The 26,737-nt window shown below is 53.5% G+C and carries 20 protein-coding genes; 11 read left to right on the top strand and 9 right to left on the bottom strand.

Annotation, left to right across the window (positions count from 1 at the left end; genetic code table 11):
• Window position 1: 1 nt before the first annotated feature.
• Together aceE and MIH18_RS15845 are read right to left on the bottom strand one after the other, a co-directional pair.
• Window positions 2-2,668, bottom strand: a complete 2,667-nt coding sequence (gene aceE / locus MIH18_RS15850; protein ID WP_249006362.1) for a pyruvate dehydrogenase (acetyl-transferring), homodimeric type — start codon at window positions 2,666-2,668, stop codon at window positions 2-4.
• Window positions 2,669-3,145: 477 nt separating this feature from the next.
• Entirely contained in the window at window positions 3,146-4,009 is an 864-nt protein-coding gene (locus tag MIH18_RS15845; RefSeq protein ID WP_249012840.1) for a co-chaperone YbbN, read from the bottom strand.
• Window positions 4,010-4,187: 178 nt separating this feature from the next.
• Between MIH18_RS15845 and lon the strand changes: the two genes are divergently transcribed.
• Window positions 4,188-6,638 (top strand): endopeptidase La, encoded by a 2,451-nt coding sequence (gene lon / locus MIH18_RS15840; protein WP_249012839.1) that lies wholly within the window; start codon window positions 4,188-4,190, stop codon window positions 6,636-6,638.
• A gap of 49 nt (window positions 6,639-6,687) precedes the next feature.
• Here the strand turns inward: lon and MIH18_RS15835 are convergent, their stop codons facing one another.
• The gene (locus MIH18_RS15835) at window positions 6,688-7,185 is read right to left on the bottom strand and encodes a MarR family transcriptional regulator (protein ID WP_007352601.1); all 498 of its coding nucleotides are present in this window, start codon (window positions 7,183-7,185) and stop codon (window positions 6,688-6,690) included.
• Between the two features lie 241 nt (window positions 7,186-7,426).
• Between MIH18_RS15835 and MIH18_RS15830 the strand changes: the two genes are divergently transcribed.
• The 10 genes from MIH18_RS15830 (at window position 7,427) to MIH18_RS15785 (ending at window position 18,421) form a co-directional block, all read left to right on the top strand.
• On the top strand, window positions 7,427-8,542 hold the full coding sequence (locus MIH18_RS15830) for a branched-chain amino acid ABC transporter substrate-binding protein (RefSeq protein WP_249012838.1): 1,116 nt from the start codon (window positions 7,427-7,429) through the stop codon (window positions 8,540-8,542).
• A gap of 193 nt (window positions 8,543-8,735) precedes the next feature.
• Window positions 8,736-9,659: a high-affinity branched-chain amino acid ABC transporter permease LivH gene (gene livH, locus MIH18_RS15825; protein ID WP_249012837.1), complete on the top strand. Its 924-nt coding sequence runs from the start codon at window positions 8,736-8,738 to the stop codon at window positions 9,657-9,659.
• Entirely contained in the window at window positions 9,659-10,930 is a 1,272-nt protein-coding gene (gene livM / locus MIH18_RS15820) for a high-affinity branched-chain amino acid ABC transporter permease LivM (protein ID WP_249012836.1), read from the top strand. The genes livH and livM overlap by 1 nt, the downstream gene beginning before the upstream one ends.
• A gap of 6 nt (window positions 10,931-10,936) precedes the next feature.
• The gene (gene livG / locus MIH18_RS15815; protein WP_249006368.1) at window positions 10,937-11,692 is read left to right on the top strand and encodes a high-affinity branched-chain amino acid ABC transporter ATP-binding protein LivG; all 756 of its coding nucleotides are present in this window, start codon (window positions 10,937-10,939) and stop codon (window positions 11,690-11,692) included.
• 9 nt (window positions 11,693-11,701) lie between these two features.
• Window positions 11,702-12,403 carry an ABC transporter ATP-binding protein gene (locus MIH18_RS15810; RefSeq protein ID WP_249012835.1) on the top strand — a complete coding sequence of 234 codons (702 nt, stop codon included), beginning with the start codon at window positions 11,702-11,704 and terminating at the stop codon, window positions 12,401-12,403.
• Between the two features lie 166 nt (window positions 12,404-12,569).
• Window positions 12,570-13,034, top strand: a complete 465-nt coding sequence (locus MIH18_RS15805; protein WP_249006370.1) for a DUF3015 domain-containing protein — start codon at window positions 12,570-12,572, stop codon at window positions 13,032-13,034.
• An 89-nt stretch (window positions 13,035-13,123) separates the two neighbouring features.
• A complete protein-coding gene (locus tag MIH18_RS15800; protein WP_249006371.1) occupies window positions 13,124-15,001 on the top strand; it encodes a DUF4105 domain-containing protein in 1,878 nt (625 codons plus the stop codon).
• Entirely contained in the window at window positions 14,971-15,870 is a 900-nt protein-coding gene (locus MIH18_RS15795) for a PEP-CTERM/exosortase system-associated acyltransferase (protein ID WP_249006372.1), read from the top strand. Before MIH18_RS15800 ends, MIH18_RS15795 begins: the two co-directional genes overlap by 31 nt.
• A 33-nt stretch (window positions 15,871-15,903) precedes the next feature.
• Window positions 15,904-17,547 (top strand): FAD-binding protein, encoded by a 1,644-nt coding sequence (locus MIH18_RS15790; RefSeq protein WP_249006373.1) that lies wholly within the window; start codon window positions 15,904-15,906, stop codon window positions 17,545-17,547.
• Window position 17,548: 1 nt separating this feature from the next.
• Window positions 17,549-18,421: an alpha/beta hydrolase gene (locus tag MIH18_RS15785; protein ID WP_249006374.1), complete on the top strand. Its 873-nt coding sequence runs from the start codon at window positions 17,549-17,551 to the stop codon at window positions 18,419-18,421.
• 155 nt (window positions 18,422-18,576) lie between these two features.
• Here MIH18_RS15785 and pnp read toward each other — a convergent pair whose 3' ends face one another.
• The 6 genes from pnp to nusA all read right to left on the bottom strand — a co-directional run bounded on the left by pnp (window position 18,577) and on the right by nusA (window position 26,674).
• The gene (pnp, locus tag MIH18_RS15780; RefSeq protein ID WP_249006375.1) at window positions 18,577-20,697 is read right to left on the bottom strand and encodes a polyribonucleotide nucleotidyltransferase; all 2,121 of its coding nucleotides are present in this window, start codon (window positions 20,695-20,697) and stop codon (window positions 18,577-18,579) included.
• Window positions 20,698-20,869: 172 nt separating this feature from the next.
• On the bottom strand, window positions 20,870-21,139 hold the full coding sequence (gene rpsO, locus MIH18_RS15775) for a 30S ribosomal protein S15 (RefSeq protein ID WP_007348601.1): 270 nt from the start codon (window positions 21,137-21,139) through the stop codon (window positions 20,870-20,872).
• A gap of 76 nt (window positions 21,140-21,215) precedes the next feature.
• Window positions 21,216-22,145 (bottom strand): tRNA pseudouridine(55) synthase TruB, encoded by a 930-nt coding sequence (gene truB, locus MIH18_RS15770; RefSeq protein ID WP_249006376.1) that lies wholly within the window; start codon window positions 22,143-22,145, stop codon window positions 21,216-21,218.
• On the bottom strand, window positions 22,142-22,612 hold the full coding sequence (gene rbfA, locus MIH18_RS15765; RefSeq protein WP_249006377.1) for a 30S ribosome-binding factor RbfA: 471 nt from the start codon (window positions 22,610-22,612) through the stop codon (window positions 22,142-22,144). Before rbfA ends, truB begins: the two co-directional genes overlap by 4 nt.
• Window positions 22,613-22,627: 15 nt before the next feature.
• Window positions 22,628-25,162 carry a translation initiation factor IF-2 gene (infB, locus tag MIH18_RS15760; protein WP_249006378.1) on the bottom strand — a complete coding sequence of 845 codons (2,535 nt, stop codon included), beginning with the start codon at window positions 25,160-25,162 and terminating at the stop codon, window positions 22,628-22,630.
• 18 nt (window positions 25,163-25,180) lie between these two features.
• Entirely contained in the window at window positions 25,181-26,674 is a 1,494-nt protein-coding gene (gene nusA / locus MIH18_RS15755) for a transcription termination factor NusA (RefSeq protein WP_249006379.1), read from the bottom strand.
• Between the last annotated feature and the right edge of the window lie 63 nt (window positions 26,675-26,737).

The following is a 26,737-nucleotide window of genomic DNA, read 5'->3' as shown; positions in this document are numbered from 1 at the left end:
CTTAGCGGTGCGCCGGGTTCGGTTTGTTGCGATCGATTCCGTACTTGCGCATGGCTTCAAGAACCTGCTCGTGCTTGATCTCGCCGTCTTTCGCCAGAGCAGACAGAGCCGCTACGGCAACGTGGTAACGATCAACCTCAAAGAAATCACGCAGTTTTTCACGAGTGTCGCTGCGGCCAAAGCCATCCGTACCCAGAGTCAGGAAGGTTTTGGGGATAAACGCCCGTAACTGTTCAGAGTGCAGCTTGATGTAGTCGGTAGACGACACAACCGGACCCGTCTGATTTTCCAGGCACTGAGTAACATAGGCTTTGCGGCCTTTGTCATCCGGGTGCATCAGGTTCCAGCGCTCTACGTGCTGGCCGTCGCGGGCCAGTTCGTTAAAGCTGGTCACACTCCACACATCAGAGCTGACGCCCCAATCGTCTTTCAACAGCTCGGCAGCGGCATTTACTTCGTTCAGGATAGCGCCGGAGCCCAGCAGTTGAACCCGCAACTTGGTTTTGGCTTTACCTTTTGCTTCCACCGAACTGAACTTGTACATCCCCTTGATGATGCCATCTGCACAACCTTCAGGCATCGCTGGTTGAACGTAGTTTTCGTTCTCCATGGTGATGTAGTAATAAACGTTCTTGTTCTCTTCGTACATTTCCTTCATGCCGTGGTGAATCACCACCGCCATTTCATAGGCATAAGCCGGATCGTAAGCTTTGCAGTTAGGTATGGTGTTGGCCAGGATATGGCTGTGACCGTCTTGGTGCTGCAAGCCCTCGCCGTTCAGCGTAGTACGCCCTGCTGTGCCGCCAATCAGGAAGCCGCGAGCCTGAATGTCGCCAGCGGCCCAAGCCAGGTCGCCAACGCGCTGGAAACCGAACATCGAATAAAACGCGTAAAACGGAATCAGCGGGAAGTTGTTGTTGCTGTAGGACGTAGCAGCCGCAATCCAGGCCGCCATAGCGCCGCCTTCGTTGATGCCTTCCTGCAGAATCTGACCTTTTTTGTCTTCACGGTAATACATGATCTGGTCGCGATCCTGCGGCACATACTTCTGCCCTTCTGAGGTATAAATACCCAGCTGGCGGAACATACCTTCCATACCAAAGGTACGGGCTTCATCAGGAACAATCGGCACAACCCGCTTGCCCACACGCTTGTCTTTTACCAACGCGCTCAGAATACGCACGAACGACATGGTGGTAGAGATTTCACGGCCGTTAGAACCGTCAAGAACCTGCTTGAAAATGTCCAAGTCGGGAATCTGCAGCGGCTGGCTGTCTTTACGACGCTTGGGATAGAAGCCACCCAGATCCTGGCGGCGCTTTTTCATGTACACCAGCTCTGGGCTGTCGGGTGCCGGGCGGTAATAAGGTACGTCTTCCAGCTCGTCGTCTTTCAGCGGAATCGCGAAACGGTCACGGAATGACTTCAGCGTTTCTATATCAAGTTTTTTCAACGAGTGAGCCGTGTTGGTGGCTTCGCCAGCGGCACCAAAGCCATAACCTTTGATGGTGTGAGCCAGAATAACAGTCGGCTTACCATTGGCTTGTGTCGCCGCTTTCTTATAAGCCGCATACACCTTGTACGGGTCGTGGCCGCCGCGATTAAGCTTTTGAATGTCGTCGTCAGTCCAGTTTTCAACCATCTTGGCCAGCTTCGGATACTTGCCGAAAAACTGCTTGCGGGTTGCCGCTGGGCCACCGTTGGTGAAACTCTGCAGTTCGCCGTCAACCACTTCGTCCATAGCGCGCTGCATGGTGCCGTCTTCATCTTGATCAAACAGCGGGTCCCACATACGGCCCCAAACCACTTTGATCACGTTCCAGCCAGCACCGCGGAACGAGCCTTCCAGTTCCTGAATGATCTTGCCGTTACCACGTACCGGTCCATCCAGGCGCTGCAGGTTGCAGTTTATCACAAACACCAGATTGTCCAGGTTTTCACGGCTGGCTTTGGAAATACAGCCCAGGGTTTCGGGCTCGTCACATTCACCATCACCAATGAAACACCACACTTTGCGATTTTCCATTTCGACCAGCTCGCGGCTGTCGAGGTATTTCATGATGTGAGCCTGGTAAATGGCCTGAATCGGACCCAGGCCCATAGACACCGTGGGGAACTGCCAGTAATCAGGCATCAGCCACGGGTGCGGATAGGATGACAAACCGCCGCCGTCGACTTCTTCGCGGTATTTGTCCAGCTGCGCTTCTTCAAACCGGCCTTCCAAAAAGGAACGGGCGTAAATGCCCGGCGAGGCGTGGCCCTGGAAATACACAAGGTCTGACTCGCGTTTTTCGTCGCCACCGTGGAAGAAATAGTTAAAGCCCACATCGTAAAGCGTGGCCGCAGACGAGAAGGTGGAAATATGACCACCCAGATCACCCGGGCGTTTGCCGGCACGCACAACCATCGCCATAGCGTTCCAACGAATCAGGGAACGAATACGGCGTTCCATGAACAGGTCACCCGGCATACGTGCTTCTTGTGCAAGCGGGATCGTATTACGGAATGGCGTGGTAATAGAATACGGCAGCTGGGTGCCGTCACGACTAGCACGCTCGGAAAGGCGTTCCAGAATGTACTTGGCTCGGTCTACACCCTCCTGCTCGATCAGTGATTCGAGCGCGTCAAGCCACTCAGTGGTTTCAATCGGATCGTCGTCCTGGTACATCAAATCCTCCCGTAGGCGTCTATATAAATGCGGCCCAGGCGCCGTATGTAACGGGCTGCGCTGCTGAGTCAGTCAGTGGGGCTTGCGGCGTTGGGGCCGCAGCGCCGTTTAATTATTCATAAACAAGCATAGATCAGGTTTCACAATTTGCGTTTAACAGATTGCAAATCTGCTTCTGGAATTGAACGGTATTGTAGTTTTTTTACTACAATTTATCGAAATTTTTTAAATAACCCTCAAAAACTCTGGAAAAATGGGGATTAATTTCGATTCCTTACGGAATAATGACGCTTTTACACCCTCCAGACAAGCCGCACCCGACCAAGGTCGAACATCGCTAACCCTACGTGATTTCGTTCGTAAACTTAAACCTTCTACGCTTCACTTTGAATAATATGCAAAAAACGGGCTTACCGTGAGGTAAACCCGTTTTTTAATTTAAGACCAGATGGCTGTTTAATGCATCAATTTGTACCCCTAGTGCATCAAGGTATACAGTTTCCGCCGGTAGGTGCGCACATCGGCATTTTTGTTGCCCAGCTTTTCAAACAGCTCCACCAGCGTTGTCTTGGCCACTTCATTTTTATACTTGCTGTCTACCTGCATCAGACGAATCAGCAGTTCCATGGCCTCGGCGTTGTTTTCTTTTAACACGTTATGCAGCGCCAGCATGTGCAGCGCGTTGGGGTCTTTCGGGTCTTGCTCCAGAGCCATTTCCAGGTCGGTCTGGGGCGGCAGCTCTGCGGACTGTTTCAAAAATTTGATGCGAGCCGCCAGCTGTTTGGCCTGGTGCTGCAATTTTTCTTCCGGAGGCAGGCTGTTGTAAATCTGTTCGGCGGTGTCCAGATCACCCATTTCGGCTTTGATCTGGGCCAGATCAATCAGCACTTTCAGGTTTTCCGGATCGTTCTGGTTCATATCGCCCAAAATGGCCAGGGCGCCATCCAGATTGCCTTCTTCCCAAAGCGCGTGAGCTTTTTCGTAAGGGTCCTCGGCGGGCGCTTCCACATACTTGTCCAGCACTTTGCGGATCTCGCTTTCCGCTAACGCGCCATTAAAACCGTCTACCGCCTGGCCATCTTTCACCAAAATAACGGTCGGCAGACTTTTCACACCCAAGCTCGCGGTAAGTTGTTCTTGCTGGTCGGCATTCACTTTGGCCAGTAAAAAGGCGCCCTTGTACTCATCGGCCAACTTTTCCAGCAGTGGCATCAGCTGTTTACAAGGCGCGCACCATTCCGCCCATACGTCTACCAGAACGGGCGTTGTGGAAGAGGCTTCCATCACCTGCTGCTGGAAATTTTCCATTGTGGCTTCGAAACTATAGGGGGAGCTGCTCATCGGGACACCTGAATCTGTCGCTGTTTATAGATACAGCTAAGATGGGGAGCCCGGCGGCGAAATTCAAGAGGAACAGGCCAAAGGGGTTAACAAGCGGCCTTGAAAATCAGAGTTTTGGCAGCAAGTAAATAGCAAACGTTCGACACCGAACACACCCAGTACCGGGAAGCCAAGTAGCATGACAGACGACAACAGCAATGAATCTCTGGAACAGCTCGAAGAAGATATAACCGAGTACATAGGCAAAGACGAAGACAGCAAAGGCCTGGCACTGTCTGAACAGACACTGCCCAAGCGCCTGTATTTGCTGCCGGTGTCTAATCGGCCGTTTTTCCCCGCCCAGGTACAGCCCGTCATGGTCAATCAAAACCCCTGGCACGAAACCTTGAAAAAGGTGAGGGAAACCGATCACGGCATGCTTGGCATTTGCTACGTTGACAACGAAGCCGGCGAAAAGGGCGTGCCTGATAGCAAAGAGCTGGCCACCATGGGCTGCGCCGTACGCGTGCACCACGCCCAGCAAAAAGACGGCAAGGTTCAGTTTATTGCCCAGGGCTTACAGCGCTTTCGCATTGTGCGATGGCTGCGCCGCCGCCCACCCTACCTGGTTGAAGTGGAATACCCGCAAGAACCTGCTGAAGATCTGGACGAAACCAAGGCCTATACCATGGCCGTTATCAGCGCTATTAAAGAGCTGCTGCGCACCAACCCGCTGTATGGCGAGGAAGTGAAACAGTACCTGACGCGCTTCGGCCCGGAAGACAGTTCCCCGCTGACCGACTTTGGCGCCTCAATGACCAGCGAACCCGGCGCGAAGCTGCAAGAAGTGCTGGATACCGTGCCGCTGCTGCAGCGAATGGAAAAAGTGCTGCTACTGATGCGCAAAGAGTTGGAAGTGGCCAAATTGCAATCAGAAATCAGTGCGGAAGTGAATCAGAAAGTGCAAAAGCACCAACGTGAGTTCTTTCTGAAAGAGCAGCTGAAAGTGATTCAGCGCGAACTGGGCATGTCGAAAGACGACAAAACCGCCGACGCTGAACGTTTCGAAGCGCGCATGGCGGAACTCGACCCGCCCGAAGCGGTGCGCGAACGCTTTGATGAAGAACTGCAAAAACTGCGAATCTTGGAACAGGGCTCGCCAGAATACGGCGTTACTCGCAATTATCTGGACTGGATAACCCAGGTGCCCTGGGGCCAACACTCGCAGGATCATTTCGACCTAGCCGAGGCGCGTCACATTCTGGACAAAGACCACGACGGCCTGGGCGATGTAAAAGACCGCATTATCGAGTTTTTGGCAGAAGGCAGCTTCAAAAAGGAAGTCAGCGGCACCATCCTGCTGTTGGTGGGCCCGCCGGGCGTGGGCAAAACGTCCATCGGCCACTCGGTGGCAGACGCGCTGGGGCGCAAATTCTATCGCTTTAGCGTAGGCGGCATGCGTGATGAAGCCGAAATAAAAGGCCATCGCCGCACCTACATTGGCGCCATGCCCGGCAAATTCGTGCAGGCGCTGAAAGACACAAAAGTGGCCAACCCAGTCATTATGCTGGATGAAATCGACAAGATTGGCGCGTCTTACCAGGGCGACCCGGCCTCTGCTTTGCTGGAAACGCTAGACCCGGAGCAGAACCGCGAGTTTCTGGACCACTATCTGGATGTGCGCATGGACTTGTCGAAAGTGTTGTTCATCTGCACCGCCAACCAGCTGGACACCATTCCCCGGCCGCTGCTTGACCGCATGGACGTGATTCGCCTGTCTGGCTACATTGCGGAAGAAAAGCTGACGATCGCCAAGCACCATCTGCTGCCTAAATTGCTGAAACGCGCCGGACTGCTTAAAAAGCAGATGAACATTTCTGACGCTGCGATAAAACAGGTGATTGAGGGTTATGCCCGTGAAGCCGGGGTGCGTGGTCTGGAAAAGATGCTGCACAAAATTATCCGCAAGGGCATCGTAAAACTGCTGGAAAACCCTGGCTTACCCATTCGCGTTGGCATTGCCGACGTACAGGAATACCTGGGGCAGCCTATATTCCGCAAAGAAAAATCGATGAAGGGCATCGGCGTCGTCACTGGTTTAGCCTGGACCGCCATGGGCGGCGCTACGCTCAGCATTGAGGCCTCGCGCATTCACAACAGCCAGCGCGGTTTCAAACTGACCGGGCAACTGGGGGATGTGATGCGCGAATCCGCCGAGATTGCTTACAGCTTTGTGGCGTCTAATTTGAAACGCTACAAAGGCGACCCGGTGTTCTTCGACAAATCTCTGGTCCACCTGCACGTGCCGGAAGGTGCTACGCCGAAAGACGGCCCAAGCGCAGGCGTTACTATGGCCACGGCGCTGCTGTCAATTGCCCGCCGTGAAGCGCCGCAGCAGAACATCGCCATGACCGGTGAACTGACGCTGACCGGGCAGGTACTTCCAGTCGGGGGAATACGGGAAAAAGTGATTGCCGCGCGGCGGCAGAAAATCAACCAATTGATTCTGCCAGAGGCCAACCGAGGCGATTACGACGAGCTACCGGGCTACTTGAAAGAAGGCATTGCGGTCAGTTTTGCGAAACACTACAGCGACGTGTTTCAGGTTTGCTTTGGCCAACAACCAAAAAAAGGCGCGGTTATGCACTGACGCGCCGCCCGCTGCTATTTATCCCGACCGGCTTCCTTATCATGCAGACTTACTTGGAGGTTTCCTTCCAACCATCTTCACGCAGTACCGGGCCTACATCCAGAACCGGTGATGCGTCTATGTGGTCTGCATCCATCATATTAGCCACTCGCTGCAACGAGGCCAGAATCATGGTTTGCTCCCACTCCGCCAAGGCCTGATATTTTTTGATGAAGTCTTCTTGCAACGGGTTGGGCGCTCGGGCCAGAATTTCGCCGCCGGCTTCCGTCAGATGGGCGTGTACTTTGCGTTTATCCTGAGTACTGCGCACCCGGTACACCAATTTGCGCAATTCCAGCCGGTCTAAAATAGTGGTTACTGTGGCCTGGCTAAGGCTGATTTTATCAGCGATGGTGCCAATAGTGACTTGGCCCAAATCCCGTATGGTCCGCATAATCAACAGCTGCGGCGCGGTCAGACCGGCGCTCTTGCTCAATCGTTTTGAGTGCAGGTCTGTTGCGCGGATTACCCGGCGTAATGCTACTAATACTTCGTCATAATTGGTCAACGCGCCGCTCCCGCCATGCTTATACCACTAACATTTAGAGTTGTTTATATCACGATCCACAGCAAAAACCATCAATCACCAACAACTTTTATATAGCCTGGCCACGATCAAATAGAAGACAAACGACGATTTTCACGGCAAGATGGCAACCTGGAATGGCCTGCGCTTGACAACACCCAAGCGTGGGTGCTTTGTTGATGCCTGAGTATCACAATAATAACCTGATTACAGGAAACCAATAATGCAAAACAACGTTAAAAAACTCGTAACAGCTATCGCCGCATCCGTTGCCCTGCTGGGCGCAGGCGCCGCCGTAGCAGAGATTAAAGTAGGCATTGCCGGCCCCATGACAGGACCGGTTGCGCAGTACGGCGACATGCAATTTTCTGGCGCGCGGATGGCCATCGAACGTATTAACGCTGCTGGCGGCGTTATGGGTGAAAACCTGGTAGCAGTTGAATACGACGACGTATGCGACCCCAAGCAGGCCGTAACCGTTGCCAACGCTCTGGTCAACGACGGCGTGAAATACGTGGTGGGCCACCTGTGTTCCAGCTCTACCCAGCCGGCGTCTGATATTTACGAAGACGAAGGTATTCTAATGATTACCCCGGCCTCCACCAGCCCGGACATCACCTCTCGCGGCTATGAACTGGTATTCCGCACCATCGGCCTGGACAGCATGCAGGGCCCGGTCGCCGGAAAGTATTTGGCCAGCTTGAAGCCCAAGAAAGTCGCGGTTATCCACGACAAACAGCAATACGGTGAAGGCATTGCCACCGCCGTGCGCGACACCCTGAAAGACGCTGGCGTTGAAATAGCCATGTTTGAAGGCATTACCGCAGGCGATAAAGATTTTTCATCGCTGGTGACCAAGCTCAAGCAGGCCCAAGTCGATTACGTTTACTACGGCGGTTATCACCCCGAATTGGGCCTTATTCTGCGCCAAGCTCGTCAAGCAGACCTCGACGCTATATTTATGGGCCCTGAAGGCGTTGGCAATAAAGACATTAACACCATTGCCGGCGAAGCCGCTGAAGGCCTGCTGGTTACCCTGCCTCCGGCCTTCGATGAAAAAGAAGCGAACAAAGATCTGGTTGCCGCGTTTGCGGCTAAAGAACAAGACCCCTCCGGCCCATTTGTACTGACGTCCTACGCCGCGGTTCAGCTGGTAGCTGAAGGCATCGAGAAAGCAGGCTCCAAAGACCCGTTTGAAGTGGCCGCCGCACTGCGCGCCACCAGCTTCGAAACGCCCATTGGCACCGTTCAATACGACAAAGCCGGCGACATGAAGTCGTTCGAATTTGTGGTTTATGAATGGCATTCAGACGGCAGCAAGACTCCGGTCAGTAACTAACGCGGGCCCCCAACCCGCCGCTGTCGTTCGGGCGCAAGCCCGGCGGCAGCCCTGAAAGAGACGACACCTCGCAGTCTGCCGACGTTTGCGAGGTGTCTTTCCAAGCTTCTGATCCAAACGTTAATTGCGCGGCACCATTGCCTGCTGCGCGCTTCTCTGCCTGTCAGAAGTCGATTTCCGGAGATGGCACCCCATGCAAGACCTTCTATACTTCTCTCAGCAGCTTATTAATGGGCTGACAATAGGCAGCGCCTACGCCCTGATTGCCATTGGCTACACCATGGTTTATGGCATTATCGGAATGATCAACTTCGCCCACGGCGAAATTTATATGATTGGCGCCTACACTGCGCTTATTGCCATCACCGGCTTGACGACTCTGGGCATTGCCTGGCTGCCTCTGGTGCTGGTTGTAGCTCTTGTTTGCGCCATTCTTGTATCCAGCTCTATGGGCTGGGCAGTAGAACGAGTGGCCTACCGGCCTGTGCGCGGCCGGCACCGCCTGATCCCGCTAATTTCCGCTATTGGTATGTCCATCTTTTTACAAAATTACATGCACCTGGCCCAGGGTTCCCGCAACGTCGGTTTTCCCTTACTGATCGAAGGCGGTTTCAATTTTGGTTCGGACGGCGCCTTCCAGATGTCGCTGTCGTACATGCAAATCACCATTTTTGTGACCACCCTGATCTGTATGTCCGTGCTATCGACGTTTATATCGCGCTCACGCACCGGTCGCGCTTGCCGTGCCGTATCCCAGGATCTGGGCATGGCCAACCTGCTGGGCATAGACACCAACCGCATCATATCCGCCACCTTTATTATTGGCGCCGCATTGGCGGCGGTTGCCGGCCTGCTGCTGGGCATGTACTACGGCTCGGTTGATCCGTTATTTGGGTTTATCGCTGGCTTAAAGGCGTTTACTGCCGCAGTACTGGGTGGTATTGGCAGCATTCCGGGTGCGATGCTGGGCGGGCTTATTCTAGGCATCGCTGAAAGCATGACGTCAGGCTATCTGAGTGGTGAATATAAAGACGTCATCTCGTTCAGCTTGCTGATTCTGATTTTGCTGTTCAAACCGACCGGCCTGCTGGGCAAACCGGAGGTTGAAAAAATCTGATGGCGACTTCCAATGTTCGGCACGCACTCTTTTGTGCCATCGTAACCATTGTTATCTCTTACCCCATTTTGGGGCTGAATCTGGAAGCCGAAGGGGTCAATATTGTCCTGACTGGCACCGACGCCACCACCATCGTCGCCATTGCGTGTGCGGCTCTGGTAGTGTTTTTGTTTCAGCTTTTCCGCGACAGCGTAATGGGCAAACTGGGCGCCGTGGGCGACCTGAACCCGCTGACCGGCCGCAAGCCTATGGAGCAAGATAAACGGGCAAAGCTTGAAAGCTGGATACTGACCGGGCTGGTCGTTGTGGCGCTGTTCTGGCCATTTTTCTCTTCCCGCGGCGCGGTTGATCTGGCCACGCTGGTACTCATTTACGTAATACTGGCGCTGGGCCTGAACGTGGTGGTTGGCCTGGCTGGCCTACTAGACCTGGGCTACGTGGCTTTTTACGCTGTAGGCGCCTACACCTTTGCCTTGCTGTCACAGTATTACGGCATCTCGTTCTGGATGGCGCTGCCCCTGGGCGCTTTACTGGCAGGGTTATTCGGCCTGCTTCTGGGTTTTCCGGTGCTGAGGTTAAGGGGCGATTACCTGGCCATTGTGACTCTGGGTTTTGGCGAAATTATCCGCATACTTCTGAACAACTGGACCAACGTGACCGGCGGGCCTAACGGCATTGGCGGCATTCCCGACCCTACCCTGTTCGGAATGGAATTTGGCCGGAGTGTTAAAGAAGAAGGTAATACCTCGTTTCACGAAACTTTCGGCATCGCCTACAGCGGCGAACACAAAGTCATATTCCTGTACTTGATTGCCCTGGTACTGGCCATTATCACCGCGCTGATTATCCGCCGGTTGATGAAAATGCCGGTAGGCCGCGCTTGGGAAGCTCTGCGTGAAGATGAAATTGCCGCACGTTCTCTGGGCCTCAGCCGCACCGCGGTAAAGCTGTCGGCGTTTACCATCGGCGCCTTCTTTGCGGGTTTTGCCGGCACCATATTTGCCTCGAAACAGGGTTTTATAAGCCCGGAATCTTTCGTGTTTCTGGAATCAGCCATTATTCTGGCCATTGTGGTGCTGGGCGGTATGGGCTCGCAAATTGGAGTAATACTCGCAGCCATTGCCGTCACCATACTGCCCGAGCTGGCACGGGAGTTTTCTGAATACCGCATGCTGATCTTTGGTGCCGCCATGGTGCTGATGATGATTTGGCGACCCCAGGGATTGGTGCCTATGCGCCGTCTTCACATCACCCTAAAAACGCAGGAGTAACAGGCAATGCTTGAAATACAAAACCTGGCCATGCGTTTTGGCGGTCTACTGGCGGTAGACGGCGTAAGTCTGAATGTTCAGGAACGGGAAATTCACTCTATTATTGGCCCCAACGGTGCCGGTAAAACCACCGTGTTCAACTGCATGAGCGGGTTTTATAAACCCAGCGGCGGCAAGATCATCTTTCGAGGGAAGGAGATTCAAGGCAAACCGGATTATAAAATCTCGCGCATGGGTATGGTGCGCACGTTTCAGCACGTGCGGCTGTTTACTCAAATGTCGGTGGTGGAAAACCTGTTGGTGGCACAGCACCGGCACTTGAATACCAACCTGCTGGCCGGTCTTGTAAAAACGCCGAACTATCGTGAGCGTGAGCGGAAATCTCTGGATCGCGCCGCCTACTGGTTAGAGCGGATTGGCATGCTAGACCAGGCCAACGTCGATGCCGGAAACCTGTCTTACGGCCAGCAGCGGCGCCTGGAAATAGCACGCTGCATGGTCACCATGCCGCAGTTGTTGATGCTGGACGAGCCCGCAGCCGGCTTGAACCCGGCGGAAACCCTGGAGCTGAACCGGCTGATTGTCAGCTTGAAAGAAGACTACAGCGTGTCGGTGGTGCTGATTGAGCACGACATGAACCTGGTAATGGATATTTCCGACCGGATTACGGTGATTAACCAGGGCCGCCCACTTGCCAGCGGAACACCGCAGGAAGTGCGTGCAAACGAAGACGTTATCAAAGCCTACCTGGGCGAGGCCTGAGGACCAGCCATGTTGATACTGGAAGATATACACACCCACTATGGCAAAATCGAAGCCCTGCACGGCGTATCGGTTGAAATAAATGAGGGCGAAATTGTCACGCTGATCGGCGCCAACGGCGCCGGCAAAACCACACTGCTGATGACCGTATGCGGTAGCCCCCAAGCCAGTGCTGGCCGGGTTGTGCTTGAAGGCCGCGACATCACCAAAGAGCCAACCTCGCAAATCATGCGTTCCGGCATTGCCATAGTGCCCGAAGGCAGGCGCATTTTCTCCGGGCTAACGGTGAAAGAAAATCTGCACATGGGTGGTTTTTTCAACACGAAATCAGAAATTCGAAAAAGCCAGGAGCACGTTTACGAACTCTTCCCGCGCCTGAAAGAACGCGAAAGCCAGCGCGCCGGCACCATGTCTGGCGGCGAGCAGCAAATGCTGGCCATTGGCCGCGCGCTGATGAGCAAACCGCGACTGATCATTCTGGACGAGCCGTCCTTAGGCCTGGCACCGCTTATTATCAAACAGATTTTCGAGATTATCGGAAAACTGCGCGATGACGGCATGACGGTATTTCTGGTAGAACAGAACGCCCACCAGGCGCTGAATTTGGCCGACCGGGGTTACGTGTTGGAAACCGGGCGCATTCGCCTGCATGACACGGGGGCAAACCTGCTGGTGAATCCGCAAGTGCGGGAGGCGTATCTGGGCGGGTGAATATGGGAACTGTGCAGTAAGTAACCATAAAGCCAGACTTTTTCCGTTATTACAGTGGGCGTGACGGAAAATTTGACTATACTCCGGTAAGCGATGCTGGGCTACGTTCGGTAAGATCAGCCCCATCGCAGCGACTACAGCTATACCAAAAACCAAGGAGTGAATAATGAAAAAACTGATCGCAGGTGCAATTCTTCTGGGTGTTTCGTCTATGGCCTTTGCACAACCGGGCTGTGGCGTTGGCGCCATGATCTGGAAAGGACAGGCCGGTATTGCGCCGCACGTACTAGCGGCAACCACCAATGCATCGTTCGGTAACCAGACCTTTGGTATGACCACGGGCACCCTGGGTTGCTCAACCAATGCTTCTGTTCAATCCATGGCGATGTACATGGACAGCAACATCGACAAAGTAGCTCGTGACATGTCACGCGGCAACGGCGAAAACCTGGACACCCTGGCGGTTCTACTGGGCGTAGAGCAGGCTGACCGTGACAACTTCCGCAGCGTGCTGCAGGACAATTTCGCGACCATCTTCCCGAATGCAGACACCACCTCTGACCAGGCCGTTAGCGCTATTGTTGCCTTGCTGCAGCAAGATGCCGGCCTGAGCAAGTACGTCGCTGCCTGATATTTCCGGGTTCCTCGGAAATACTGTAATTTCGGTGCGCCAGCGATGGCGCACTTTTTTTCTAGACACCACGGACTCTGACACCTGCCATGGGCCAAACTTTTCGTTCTGGTGCAGCCGCAGCCTTATTCGCGTTGCTACCAATGCCGGCCCTGGCTGAGACAGTCAGCGTACCTGCCGGCCTACATCTGTCGCCAGGCTGGCTAACACTGGGCCATTACCACCAGCCAAACCTGAGCAGCGGTTTCAAAAGCCAGGCCGACGACGATGCATTTTTTCTCAGTGCCGACGGCAAGCTCTCCCCAAAGGCTGAATTAGCGGCCACACTTGCGGCCATTCAACAGCCGGGCGGCGGAGACCTGCACGCGCGCTGCCGATTTCCAGCCCGATCAACCTGGCTGCAACAAGAGCTGAATCTGAATTTGCCTGCGGTTGATTGCCCCGCGTATCAGCAATGGCAGGATGAGCTAAACACAGAAACCGTTACCCTAGTGTTTGCGGCGTCCTATCTGAACAGCCCGTCGTCTATGTTCGGCCATACGTTTCTGCGCCTGGACCCACCTCAGGATGACAACGACACTAACCTGCTACTGGCCAACACCATTTCCTACGCCGCCGATGCCGCCGCCCACGACGGTGAGCTGATGTTTGCCTATCGCGGTATTTTTGGTGGCTACCCGGGCATTACCACGGTTCGGCCCTACTACGAAAAAATCCGTCTATACTCGGATATTGAACACCGGGATTTATGGGAATATCAGTTAAACCTGAAGCAAAGCGAGGTCAACAGAATGACCGCCCACGCCTGGGAGATTCAGGACAAAAACTTCGACTATTACTTTTTTGACGAAAACTGCGCCTACCGACTGCTGGCGCTGATTGATGTGGCACGGCCAGGCACTGACTTGCTGGATGAGGTAAATACCCACGCCATTCCAACAGATACCGTGCGCTGGGTAATCGAAAAGAACCTGGTAGCCAATGTGGAATACCGGCCCTCGGCCGCAACCGCGGTCAGCTATTCGCTGGAATCTCTTGGCTCCCAGCAGCAGCTCATTGCCTCTGCCCTGGCCAACGGTTACCTGCAACCGGACAGCGCGGAACTGATGGCACTCAACGAGGCCGACCGGGCCGCCGTGCTGGATGCAAGTTACGATTACGTACGCTACCAGAGCGAAGCCGATGGCTGGCCCCGTGACTTCGCCGCCCCGCTATCACATGCTCTTTTGCGAGAACGCAGTAAACTGATTGCAGACCAGCCCGGGCAGCCGCCGAGGCCGTTGGTGCGAGACGATCAAGGCCATGACACTTTCCGTTTGAGCCTAGGCGCCGGTCGCGCAGAGTACGCGTCAAGCGGCCGCAACTTCTCCCTATTGAGCTTTCGCCCCGCATACCATGATTTCTTGGATCCTCCCGAAGGCTACCGGAGCGGGGCTCAACTGCAGTTTCTGCGATTTGACGCTCGCTATTACACCGATAACAACGAGTTGCAGCTCGAGCAGTTTACCGCCATTGATGTGCGCTCGCTGAGCCCCCGCAATCGCTTTTTCTCGCCGCTGTCGTGGCAGGTCAGCTTTGGCGGTCGGCGCACGGATACAGGGCGTGGAAGAGTTCTGGCACCCTATCTGGACGGCGGCGCCGGCGGCAGCTGGCGTATCGCTAACAACACGCAGGCGTTTGCTCTGGCAACGGCGGATCTGGAAATTGATGACGATTTAGGGCGCGGCTACGATGCAGCACCCGGCGCTGATCTGGGACTTCTGCACCAGACACCCCGCTTCAGCCTGTTGGCCGGCGTGAAAACCAAATCCTGGATTGTCAGCAGCAAGCATAGGCAGGACCAGCTCTACGGCAAAGCAAGCTGGCATCTTGGCCGCGAATTCAGCGTGTTCGCCGAATTCAACCGTGAAGACCACTTCGACAGGATGCAAAACACATGGCAAGCCGGTTTACACGCTTACTTTTGAGTAAAAAAGAATATAGGGCCTACGTAAAGAGCGCAAAAAACATATTTAAAAAAAAGGCTTACTTAACAAAAGAAGACGGATCTTGGGAAAGTGTAAAGCAGACATTGAATATCAGAAAAGCTTGGAGTTCCTTATTAAAATTGAGGGAAGCCAATGCCGCGTGCAGTCGCTTTATGCAGTTTTTCTCATTTGACATCGCCACGACGGTTGAACTGGAGCGTGAAGCCTATAAAATACGCCACCAGGTCTACTGCGAGGAACTGGGGTGGGAAGCTCTGCGCGAATCTGGCGAAGAGACAGACGAATTTGATAATCACGCCGCCTATTGCCTGGTCAGACATAGGTCGACCAATGTGTTTGCGGGCACGGTACGTATTGTTAATAGTACAGAAGAAAATAAAGAAGCATTACCCATTGAGAAGTACTGCCTCGACACAATTACAGACCTTGCCTATTCACCCACCAACTTCCCCAGAGAGCATATCTGTGAGTTTTCAAGATTGGCCGTGCCGTCTTCATTCCGTCGGCGTCAAACTGACAAATTTCCAGGCGCCGCCACGGGCAGCATCAACGTGATGCAATATTCTAAAAATGAATTACGCTGCTTCTCATTCATTGCCATTGGCTTGTATTTTTCTGCCGCTTCATTGGCTATGAAACTGGGAAAAAAACACGCCTACGTAATGATGGAACCGCGGCTAGCCAGAAACATGGGTTTTGTGGGCATTAAATTCAGACAAATAGGTCCTGTCGTTGATTATCATGGCCGGCGAGCGCCCTATTATATCAATGCCGAACTTTTGCATGCGCATTTGGCTAGAGGCTTCAAAATGATGCTTAAAAACATCAAGCACTCTATTGACCAATAGTAGAGACATTGATTTCAATGTGGAGGAATTCTTTTGACACAAGACTTGCACTCACTATTAACTGCCAATGGTTTTGATAATTTCGAACTCTGTGAAGTATTTAACCAGCTTCAGGCCAACACGCTTTACAACAAAGGTACTGAATCGATCTCCAGAAATCTCTACGGTGCGATAAAGGTACAAAAAATTGAAGTAGTAAGCAATTTATTTAAATTAGCAAACAAGCTTGCAACATGCGAACAGAAAAAGATTGTTTTTTACCCCATATCGACCGGCAATAACTGGGGGTATGGCACCTCCCTGCCCAATTCACCCAGCGAAAATTCGGTCATCCTCGATTTGTCGCTAATGAATAACATTGAAATAGTCAATGAGTACTTGGGCTTGGTCAGGATTGAGCCCGGCGTCACTCAAGGCCAGCTCAGTGACTATTTCGAGAAACATAATCTTCCGTTCATGGTACCGGTTACTGGAGCAGGTGCGTCCTGCTCGATTCTGGCAAACGCTCTGGAGCGGGGTTATGGAATAACACCCCATCAGGACCATTTTGCAGCGCTTACCGATCTCAAAGCTGTATTGCCAAACGGGCAGCATTATCAATCACCACTGAGCCAGCTATCGTCTGAAGCGGGCCAAGCCGATCTGGTGAATCAGACTTATAAATGGAATGTTGGCCCCTACCTTGATGGCCTTTTTACACAATCAGGGCTCGGCGTTGTCTATCAAGCCACCATTCGCTTAAAACGAATTCCCGCTGGATTTGATTCATTTTATATTGACTATAAAAATGACGAAGACGTTAGAGTTGCAATAGAATTTATCAAAAGTACACTGGAAAGATTTGAAGGCATTGTTGGCTCGATAAATCTAATGGATCGACTTCGCATTATTTCAATGCTGAAACCAAATCCAAATAAAGACACAGGTAATGTATTAAGCAGCGAACAGATAGAGACAATCACAAAGAAGGAAATGGTGGCTGCCTGGACCATAGTGGGTTCAATATACGGTGAGCCCGGTGTTGTTAAACAAGTCAAAAATCTGATTATAAAGGCTGCCAAGCCCCACGCCCATCACATAATATTTTCGGGTGATGTAAAAATTAAGATCGCAAAATCAGTGTTTGAGAAAATGCCCGCGTGGTTTCTACCAGCGATTCAGGACAAGTTAAAGTCGCTCGCGGCCAGCATTGAGATTATGCGCGGAAAGCCCAATGAAATCGCTAAACCTCTATGCTATTGGCGAACCACTGTGCCTGAACAACAGTCAATTATTAAGGATCCGGCAAAAGACAAATGCGGACTGTTATGGTACGCGCCCCTGATCCCCATGTCCCCGGATAGTGTTAGCAGGTATACCCAACATGTGCGTACAGTCTGCAGGAAACATAACATAGACCCTTTAATCACGTTCACAAATTTACGCCATGATCTGATAGATAGCACCATTCCAATTTTATTTAATCAGTTTTCTAATCTGTCTGTTAGCAATGCTCACGCGTGTTTAGACGAGCTGGTAACGGAGGGAATTACCTTGGGCTACATTCCTTATCGGTTAAATATTGATCAGCAACTGAGGTGGTTTGATGGCCACCTGCAGTCCGATCAAATAATGCAAAGGATATACAAAGCTTTTGATGAAAATGGCATTAGCCAGATTGGCCGTTATGGGAAATAGTATGCGGACGCTGGGTAGTCTGGTGATCGGCACCCTTGCGTTAAGCGGTTGCAGTAGCCTCTTCTTTTTCCCCGACCAGACCACTTATATAACACCGGATCGGCTGAATCTAGAATACAGCGATGCGTTTATCAATACTGCAGACGGCGAAGTGTTGCACGGCTGGTGGTTGCCAGCCGCAACCGAACAGCAGAACGAAGGCGACATAGCATCGGAAAACAACGCGAAAGGCACTGTTTACTACCTGCACGGCAACGCCCAGAACATCAGCAGCCACATCATGAACGTAGCTTGGCTTCCGGCCGAAGGCTATAACGTCTTTGCCCTGGACTACCGCGGCTATGGCCGCTCAACCGGCACGCCGGATATTAAAGGTGCCCTGCACGATGTAGAAAGCGGAATGCGCTGGCTAGTCCAGCAACCACAAACCCAAGGCAAACCCATCTTCCTGCTAGGCCAAAGCCTGGGCGGTGCGCTGGCCATTCCCCTGGCGGCAGAGTGGCAGCAACGCAACGAACAACCACCGTTAAACGGAGTAATCCTCGACGGCACCTTCGCTGGCTTTCGCGCCATCGCCCGCGACAAACTCGCCAGCTTCTGGCTCACCTGGCCGCTGCAGGCGCCTCTGAGTTGGACCATCCCCAACGATTACGAAGGGACCGACTATATCGGCCATATTAGCCCTACTCCGCTACTGATGATTCACAGCGTGCGCGACGGCATAATCCCCTTTGCCAACGGTGAAAGTTTGTATCAGGTAGCGAAGCAGCCCAAGCAGTTTCTCCAAACCGATACACCGCACACGGCGACCTTTGCGCTTCCGGAATATCAACAAAGCCTGATTGATTTTCTGGACAGAACCTCAAAACTCTAAGCGGCAAGTGGACCGGGGCCGTTCAAAACACGCTCAAGCCCACTTGCCGCAAACACCAAAGCTGTAATGTAAAAAACCGCCAATCCAAGGGAAAGGCGGTTTTTATTTGGTTTGGTGGAAGACAGAGCTACGCCTGTCCCCACACCATCAAACTATCAGGCAGAAAGGTCAGTCGGCTTTTCGCCTTCTTTCACTTCCTTCATAGACAGCTTAACGCGGCCACGGTTGTCTACATCCAGCACTTTAACCAGAACTTCCTGGCCTTCTTTCAGCTCGTCAGTCACGTTTTCAATGCGACGGTCAGAAATCTGAGAGATGTGCACTAGGCCATCTTTGCCCGGCAGAATGTTTACAAACGCGCCGAAGTCGACGATGCGCTCAACCCGACCCTGGTAAATAGCACCCACTTCGATTTCAGCGGTAATTTCCATGACCCGCTTAACCGCAGCCTGTGCCGCTTCCATGTTGTCGGCGTAGATTTTCACGTTGCCGTCGTCGTCCAAATCAATAGACGCACCAGTTTCCTCACAGATAGAGCGGATGGTAGAACCGCCCTTACCGATCACGTCACGGATTTTCTCCGGGTTGATCTTGATGGTGGTAATGCTAGGCGCACGTGATGACAGCTCGGTACGCGAAGCCGCAATCACCTTATTCATCTCGCCAAGGATATGCTGGCGAGCGCCGTAGGCTTGCTCCAGGGCCAGTTCCATGATTTCGTCAGTGATGCCGTTGATCTTGATGTCCATCTGCAGCGCGGTGATACCTTCTTTGGTACCGGCTACTTTGAAGTCCATGTCACCAAGGTGATCTTCGTCGCCCAGGATGTCCGTCAGGATCGCGAACTTGTCACCTTCTTTGACCAGACCCATGGCAATACCGGCCACGGCAGACTTGATAGGCACACCTGCGTCCATCAGTGCCAGACTGGAGCCACACACCGATGCCATAGAGCTGGAACCGTTGGATTCGGTGATTTCAGACACCGCACGAATAGTGTACGGAAACTCTTCAACGGTTGGCATTACGGCCAGAAGACCGCGCTTGGCCAGGCGTCCGTGACCAATTTCACGACGGCCGGGGCCCATCATACGACCAGCTTCGCCAACGGAGTACGGAGGGAAGTTGTAATGGAACAGGAACGGGTCTTTGCTTTCGCCTTCCAGCGCGTCAATAATCTGCATGTCGCGCGACGTGCCCAGCGTGGTGGTCACGATGGCTTGGGTTTCGCCACGGGTGAACAGCGCAGAGCCGTGAGCACCCGGCAGAATACCCACTTCGATTTTGATCGGGCGCACGGTCTTAGTGTCACGTCCGTCAATACGCGGCTTGCCGTCAATAACTTGCTGGCGAACAACGTGCTTTTCGGTCTTACCGAAACACTTTTTGACGTCTTCAGCGGAGTGCTTGCCTTCTTCGTCACCGGCCAGTTTTGCAACGGCGGCGGCTTTGATCTCGCCCAGGCGCGCGTAACGGTCCATTTTATCGCGGATGCTGTAGGCCTCTGCGATAGCGTCAGCGAAGTCAGCCTTGATCGCGCCCATCAGTTCGGCGTTTACGGTTTCAGCCTGCCATTCCCAGCGAGGCTTGCCAATTTCAGCGGCAAATTCTTTAATGGCGCTAACGGCAGTCTGCATTTCCTGGTGGGCAAACAGCACGGCGCCCAGCATTTGGTCTTCCGTTAGGCTTTTAGCTTGGGATTCCACCATCAGCACGGCGTCTTCGGTACCGGCAACAATCATGTCCAGCAGCGAGGTTGAACGCTCTTCGTGAGTCGGGTTCAGGAAGTAGCCACGCTCGTTGGTAAAGCCAACGCGGGAAGCACCAATGGGACCTTCAAATGGAATGCCAGAAATAGCCAGCGCCGCAGAAGCCGCCAGCATGGCAGCAATGTCAGGATCCTGCGTTTTGTTGGCTGACATAACGGTCAGCACAACCTGAACTTCGTTCATGAAACCATTGGGAAACAGCGGACGAATCGGACGGTCGATCAGGCGTGACGTCAGCGTCTCTTTTTCTGTAGGACGCGCTTCACGCTTAAAGAATCCACCGGGAATTTTACCCACAGAGTAGGTTTTTTCGGTGTAGTTAACGGTCAGTGGAAAAAAGCCCTGACCAGGCTTGGCTTCTTTAGCACCTACAACGGTGCCCAGCACAGAAATATCGTCGATGGTTACGAGTACGGCACCGGTGGCCTGACGAGCAATACGGCCAGTTTCCAAAGTAACGGTTTTGCCACCAAGTTCGAACGTTTTAGTTACGGGTTTAGGTTCCACAAAAAACTCCTGAATATCTTTCCGATTGATTCAGTTACTCACCCATGTGGGTAACTGCTGTTCTGCGCTACACAAAAAAACACAACCGGCGGTAGCGCTCTTGCAAGCACCACCGCCGGTTGGTCAGCAAGGGCAAATAACCATGCCCCAGCTCTCAGGCCGTCGAAACAGATTAGCGACGCAGAGCCAAACGCTTGATCAGCTCAAGGTAACGATCAGCATTCTTGCCTTTCAGGTAATCCAGCAGCTTACGACGCTGGTTTACCATACGGATCAGACCGCGGCGTGAATGGTGGTCTTGCTTGTTGATCTTGAAGTGACCCTGCAGCTTGTTGATGTTAGCGCTAAGCAGTGCCACCTGAACTTCAGGAGAACCGGTATCGCTTTCAGCCTGCTGGTAATCTTTAACAATCTGAGCTTTCTCGTTGGCAGAAAGTGCCATAAACCACCTCAATATATTGCGATGCTTAAGAATACAGCCGAACCGCGCATCTCTACAGCTTGGCTAAACGGCTCGCCTAGAGGCGGCCGTCGGTTTTAACCAGACGCTTGGGCACCAGCTGGGTGCCTTCACTGTCCGGGAATGCTTCTGCCAGCCCAACAAAGTCTTGATTGCCGTAAACGCGCACATAACCCTGTTCAAGCTGTTCTTCTATTCTAACTGCTTGGCCATTCAATATCGACACCAGCACCGGTCCACTCAGGCGGTGTTCAGGAAACATGCTGAGTGCCGCGTCTGGCGCTACCAGCAAGCCGTCCAAACTTTCATCACGCTCGCGCATGGCTTCCATACCCGGTACGTCGTGGGCATCGGCCAATGTGAAGCCTGCGGCCAGGGTACGGCGCAGTGCAATCACATGGGCGCCACAACCGATGGCTTCACCGATATCTTCCACCAGTGAACGGATATAGGTGCCTTTTGTGCACTTAACCGCAATGTCCATTTCGTTATCGCGGATAGCCAACAGTTCCAGACTGTAAATGGTGACCGGGCGCGCTGGGCGCTCAATTTCGATGCCTTGACGAGCGTACTCGTACAACGGGCGGCCCTGGTGTTTGAGCGCCGAATACATCGAAGGCACCTGCTGGATATCGCCGCGAAAGCGGTCCAACAGGGGCTCTAAAATGTCAGCGTTCAGGCCTTCCGGCACGGGTCGGGTTTCTACCACAGAGCCTTCGCTATCACCGGTTTCGGTGCGTTCGCCCAAGCGGGCGGTCGCAATGTAGGCTTTGTCGCTGTCTAGCATGGTCTGCGAAAACTTGGTGGCCTCGCCGAAGCACAGCGGTAATACACCGGTGGCCAGCGGATCTAAGGCTCCGGTGTGGCCGGCTTTGGCCGCCCCATATAACCGTTTAACCTGCTGCAAAATGCCATTGGAGGTTAAACCCAGAGGCTTGTCGATCACCAAAATGCCATTAACGTCGCGGCCTTTGTGGCGGCGGCTCAAACGTTGGACTCCGGATTGTTTTGGCCATCAACAAGATCACCAACAGGACCATCGGCAGCACTGTTGTCAGCGCTGCCGCTGTCATCACTAACCGCGGGCTGATCACCCACGGCTTTGCGAATCAGGCCATCCAGGCGGCGGCTGTAACCCTGCAGTTCATCAAAGTGAAAGCGCAGAAGAGGCACCACACGCAGCTTCATCGCACGGCCAACCTGGCCGCGCAGAAACCCGGATGCCTTGTTCAGTACCGTCAGAGATTCTTTCACCTCTGGCGACTCTGCGCCAAGCTCTTCAGTAGTCAGCAAGGACACGTAAATGTCGGCGTAACCCAGATCACGGCTTACCTTAACTGCATTGACCGTGATCATGCCCACCCGCGGGTCTTTAATCTCCCGCTGGATGAGCTGGGCCAGTTCACGCTGCATCTGATCGCCAATGCGATCAATACGACTGAATTCTCTAGCCATTGGACCCCCTAGCCATTAGGCCCCCGTGGATTCAAGCTTGCGCTCAACCCGAATACGATCGAATACTTCGATTTGGTCGCCCACTTTCACGTCGTAGCCTTTCACGCCAATACCGCATTCCATACCGTTACGTACTTCTGGCACGTCGTCTTTGAAGCGGCGCAGGGATTCCAGCTCGCCTTCAAAGATCACTACGTTGTCACGCAGTACGCGAATCGGTTTGTTACGGTACACGTTGCCTTCAGTCACCATACAACCGGCCACCTGGCCAAACTTCGGCGAACGGAACACGTCGCGTACGTCGGCAATGCCGATGATGTCTTCGCGGAATTCCGGTGCCAGCATGCCAGTCAGAGCCGCTTTCACGTCGTCCAACAGGTTGTAGATAATGCTGTAGTAGCGTAAATCCAGGCCTTCCTGTTCAACCAGGCGCTTGGCGGCGTTATCGGCGCGCACGTTAAAGCCAAAGATCACGGCACTGGTGGCCACGGCCAAGCTGATGTCGGTTTCGGCTATTCCGCCCACACCCGAAGATACAATCTTCACCTGTACTTCTTCGTTGCCCAGATCCTGTAGCGAACGGGTAATGGCTTCCAGCGAACCACGAACGTCGGTTTTCAATACCACGTTCAGGGTCTTCACCTGCTCTTTGCCCATATTCTCGAACAGGTTTTCCAGTTTGGCTGCCTGCTGACGCTGTAAACGCTGCTCGCGTTCACGAACGTGGCGGAACTCAGCCAGCTCTTTGGCCTTGCGCTCATCGGCTACAACGAAGAATTCGTCGCCAGCGTTGGGCGTGCCATTCAAGCCCAGAACCTCTACCGGAATAGAAGGACCCGCGTCTTTAACCTGCTTGCCAGCTTCGTCGGTCATTGCGCGCACTTTCCCGAAGAAAGAACCTGCAACAACCATATCGCCTTGGCGCAAAGTACCGTTCTGAACCAGTACGGTAGCCACTGAACCGCGGCCACGCTCAAGGCTGGATTCAACCACAACGCCTTGGGCGGGTGCAGACGGAGACGCCTGCAGCTCAAGAATTTCAGCTTGCAGCAATACCGCTTCCAGCAGATTGTCTACGCCGTCACCGGTCTTGGAAGAAATAGGCACGAACTGTACGTCGCCGCCCCACTCTTCCGGAATCACGTTAATGGCAGACAACTCGTTTTTGACGCGATCCAAATCGGCATCTTCTTTGTCCATCTTGGTAATAGCTACCACGATGGGCACACCGGCCGCACGAGCGTGTTCAACCGCTTCTTTGGTCTGCGGCATAACGCCGTCGTCAGACGCCACCACCAAAATCACGATGTCGGTACACTGGGCACCACGAGCACGCATGGCGGTAAACGCCGCGTGGCCCGGGGTATCCAGAAAGGAAACCATGCCGTGGTCGGTTTTTACGTGGTACGCACCAATGTGCTGGGTAATACCACCCGTCTCGCCAGACGCAACCTTGGTGCGGCGGATGTAATCCAGTAGCGAGGTTTTACCATGGTCAACGTGACCCATTACGCTCACAACCGGTGCGCGTTTAACTTGTTCCTGACCTTCTTGGCTGCTGAACTCGCTCAGCACGGCCTCTTCGAAGGCGTCGTCACTGATTGCTTTGGCGGTATGGCCCAGCTCCGTCACCACCAGGATGGCAGTTTCCTGCTCCAAGGGCTGATTAATAGTGGCCATTATGCCCATACCCATCAGGGTTTTGATCACGTCAACGGATTTCACAGACATAAGATGAGCAAGATCGCCCACGGTGATCAGTTCGGGAACTTCTACTTCTTTGACCATAGGTTTGGTCGGCCTCTCGAAGGCGTGTTGCTTCTCTTTAGGTTTCTTTTTCGAACGCAGCGGCTTGCGAAGCTTGGTGTCTTCCTCGTCCGAAGTAACCCGCGGCGAATCCTGAGCGCGGCCACGAGGGCCACGATGCCCGGCCGATTTCTTCTTCGGCTTGCCGTCGTCGTTATCATCGCTACGTTCGCGAACGTTTTCTTTCTTTTTCTTCGGCTTGCGGTCCTTAGCATCGCCTTCAGGCGGAGGTATCGGCATGTCTGCCGGCGCTATTACAGCCGGCTTTTCTGCCTTCTCTGCCACTGGCTCAGCCGCAACCGGCTCTGCTTTGACTGTTTCAGAGTTGGTGTCTTCAACCTTGGCTTCGATCACAGTTTCCGTCGCTGTAACCGGTGTTTCAGCCGCTGTGGTTGCTTCAACTGAAGTGACCGGCGCTTCCACCACTGTTTCTTCCGCTTCGTCTGACTGCGTTTCCGCGCGTTTGATGTACGTGCGGCGCTTGCGAACCTCAACATTCACGGATTTAGCCTTGCCGGCTTTCAACGTGGTGGTTGTTTTGCGCTTCAAGGTGATTTTCTGAGGCTCGGCCTCACTGTCACCGTGGTTCTTGCGCAGATACGTCAGCAGCTGCTGTTTCTCGTCGCCGGAAACTGCGTCGTTCTCAGAACGCGCTTTCAAGCCTGCTTCCACAATCTGCTTCAGTAAACGATCCACGGGAGCGCCTACATCTTCGGCCAGTTGTTTTACCGTTACTTCCGCCATACTGGTCCTCCTCCCGAATTAGGCCTGGTCTTCAAACCAGGGGGCACGTGCTGTCATAATTAACTGACCTGCACGCTCTTCATTCATGCCTTCAATTTCAAGCAAGTCATCAACCGACTGCTCCGCCAGATCTTCCATGGTGCGTATGCCCATGCCTGCGAGCTTGAACGCCAAGCCGCGGTCTATGCCTTCCATTGCCAGCAAATCTTCAGCCGGCTCAGCACCATCCAACGCTTCTTCGTTGGCCAGAGCCTGATTCAATAATGCGTCTTTGGCACGCTTGCGCAGTTCGGTGACGGTTTCTTCGTCGAATCCCTCAATCGCCAGCATTTCCTCCATCGGAATGTAAGCCACTTCTTCAATTGAGCTAAAACCTTCATCAATCAGCACGCCGGCGAATTCTTCATCGATATCCAGATGCTTGGTAAAGTGCTCCAACAGGCGGCCCTGCTCTTGTTCCTGGCGCTCGCCAGCTTCCTCTTCGGTCATTACGTTCAGAGTCCAGCCGGTTAGTTCGGTGGCCAAGCGCACGTTCTGACCGTTACGGCCAATGGCCTGAGCCAGATTGTCCGCTGCAACCGCTACATCCATCGTGTGACGGTCTTCGTCCATCACAATAGAGGCCACTTCGGCCGGCGCCATAGCGTTAATAACCAGTTGCGCGGGGTTGTCGTCCCACAGCACTATGTCAACACGCTCGCCATTCAACTCGTTAGATACGGCCTGAACCCGAGAACCACGCATCCCTACACAAGCGCCTACCGGATCAATACGGCGATCGTTGGTTTTTACCGCAATTTTTGCGCGCGAGCCGGGATCACGGGCAGCGCCACGGATCTCGATCAGCTCTTCAGCAATTTCGGGCACTTCAATACGGAACAGCTCAATCAACATCTTCGAGTCAGAGCGGCTCAGAATCAGCTGCGGGCCGCGGTGGTCGGTGCGGATTTCCAGCAGCAAAGAGCGAACCCGGTCGCCCATGCGGAAAGTTTCCCGTGCAATCAGGTGTTCGCGGGGCAGCAACGCTTCAGCGTTATTTCCCAGGTCAACAATCACGTTGTCGCGGGTCACTTTCTTCACGGTGCCGGAAACCAACTCACCAACGCGACCGCGATAGCTGTCTACAATCTTGGCACGCTCGGCTTCACGCACTTTTTGGAAGATGATCTGTTTGGCCGCCTGAGCGCCAATGCGGCCGAAAGCGACCGAGTCGATCTGTTCTTCGTGCATGTCGCCAGGCTGCAGGTCAGGGCTGATGTCTTCAGCTTCCTGAAAGGTCAGCTCGGTGCCTAGCGCCGGAACGGCGTCGTTATCGACCACCAACCAGCGGCGAAAGGTATCGTATTCACCAGTACGGCGATCAATCGAAACCCGGATATCGGCATCTTCGTCTTCGAAGCGTTTTTTGGCGGCGGTGGCCAGCGCCAATTCGATGGCTTCAAAAATCACGTCTTTCTCGACACCTTTTTCGTTCGAGACGGATTCGACCACCAGCAAGATCTCTTTACTCATTGAATTACCCTGCCTTCAAAATATTCTGTGCGTCCATTTAATGTATTCGCATGCATCACTCAA

Source organism: Marinobacter sp. M3C (genome assembly GCF_023311895.1).
Lineage (GTDB): Bacteria > Pseudomonadota > Gammaproteobacteria > Pseudomonadales > Oleiphilaceae > Marinobacter.
The sequence above is the reverse complement of the archived record's forward strand: the minus strand, read 5'-3'. Positions and strand labels throughout refer to the sequence as shown.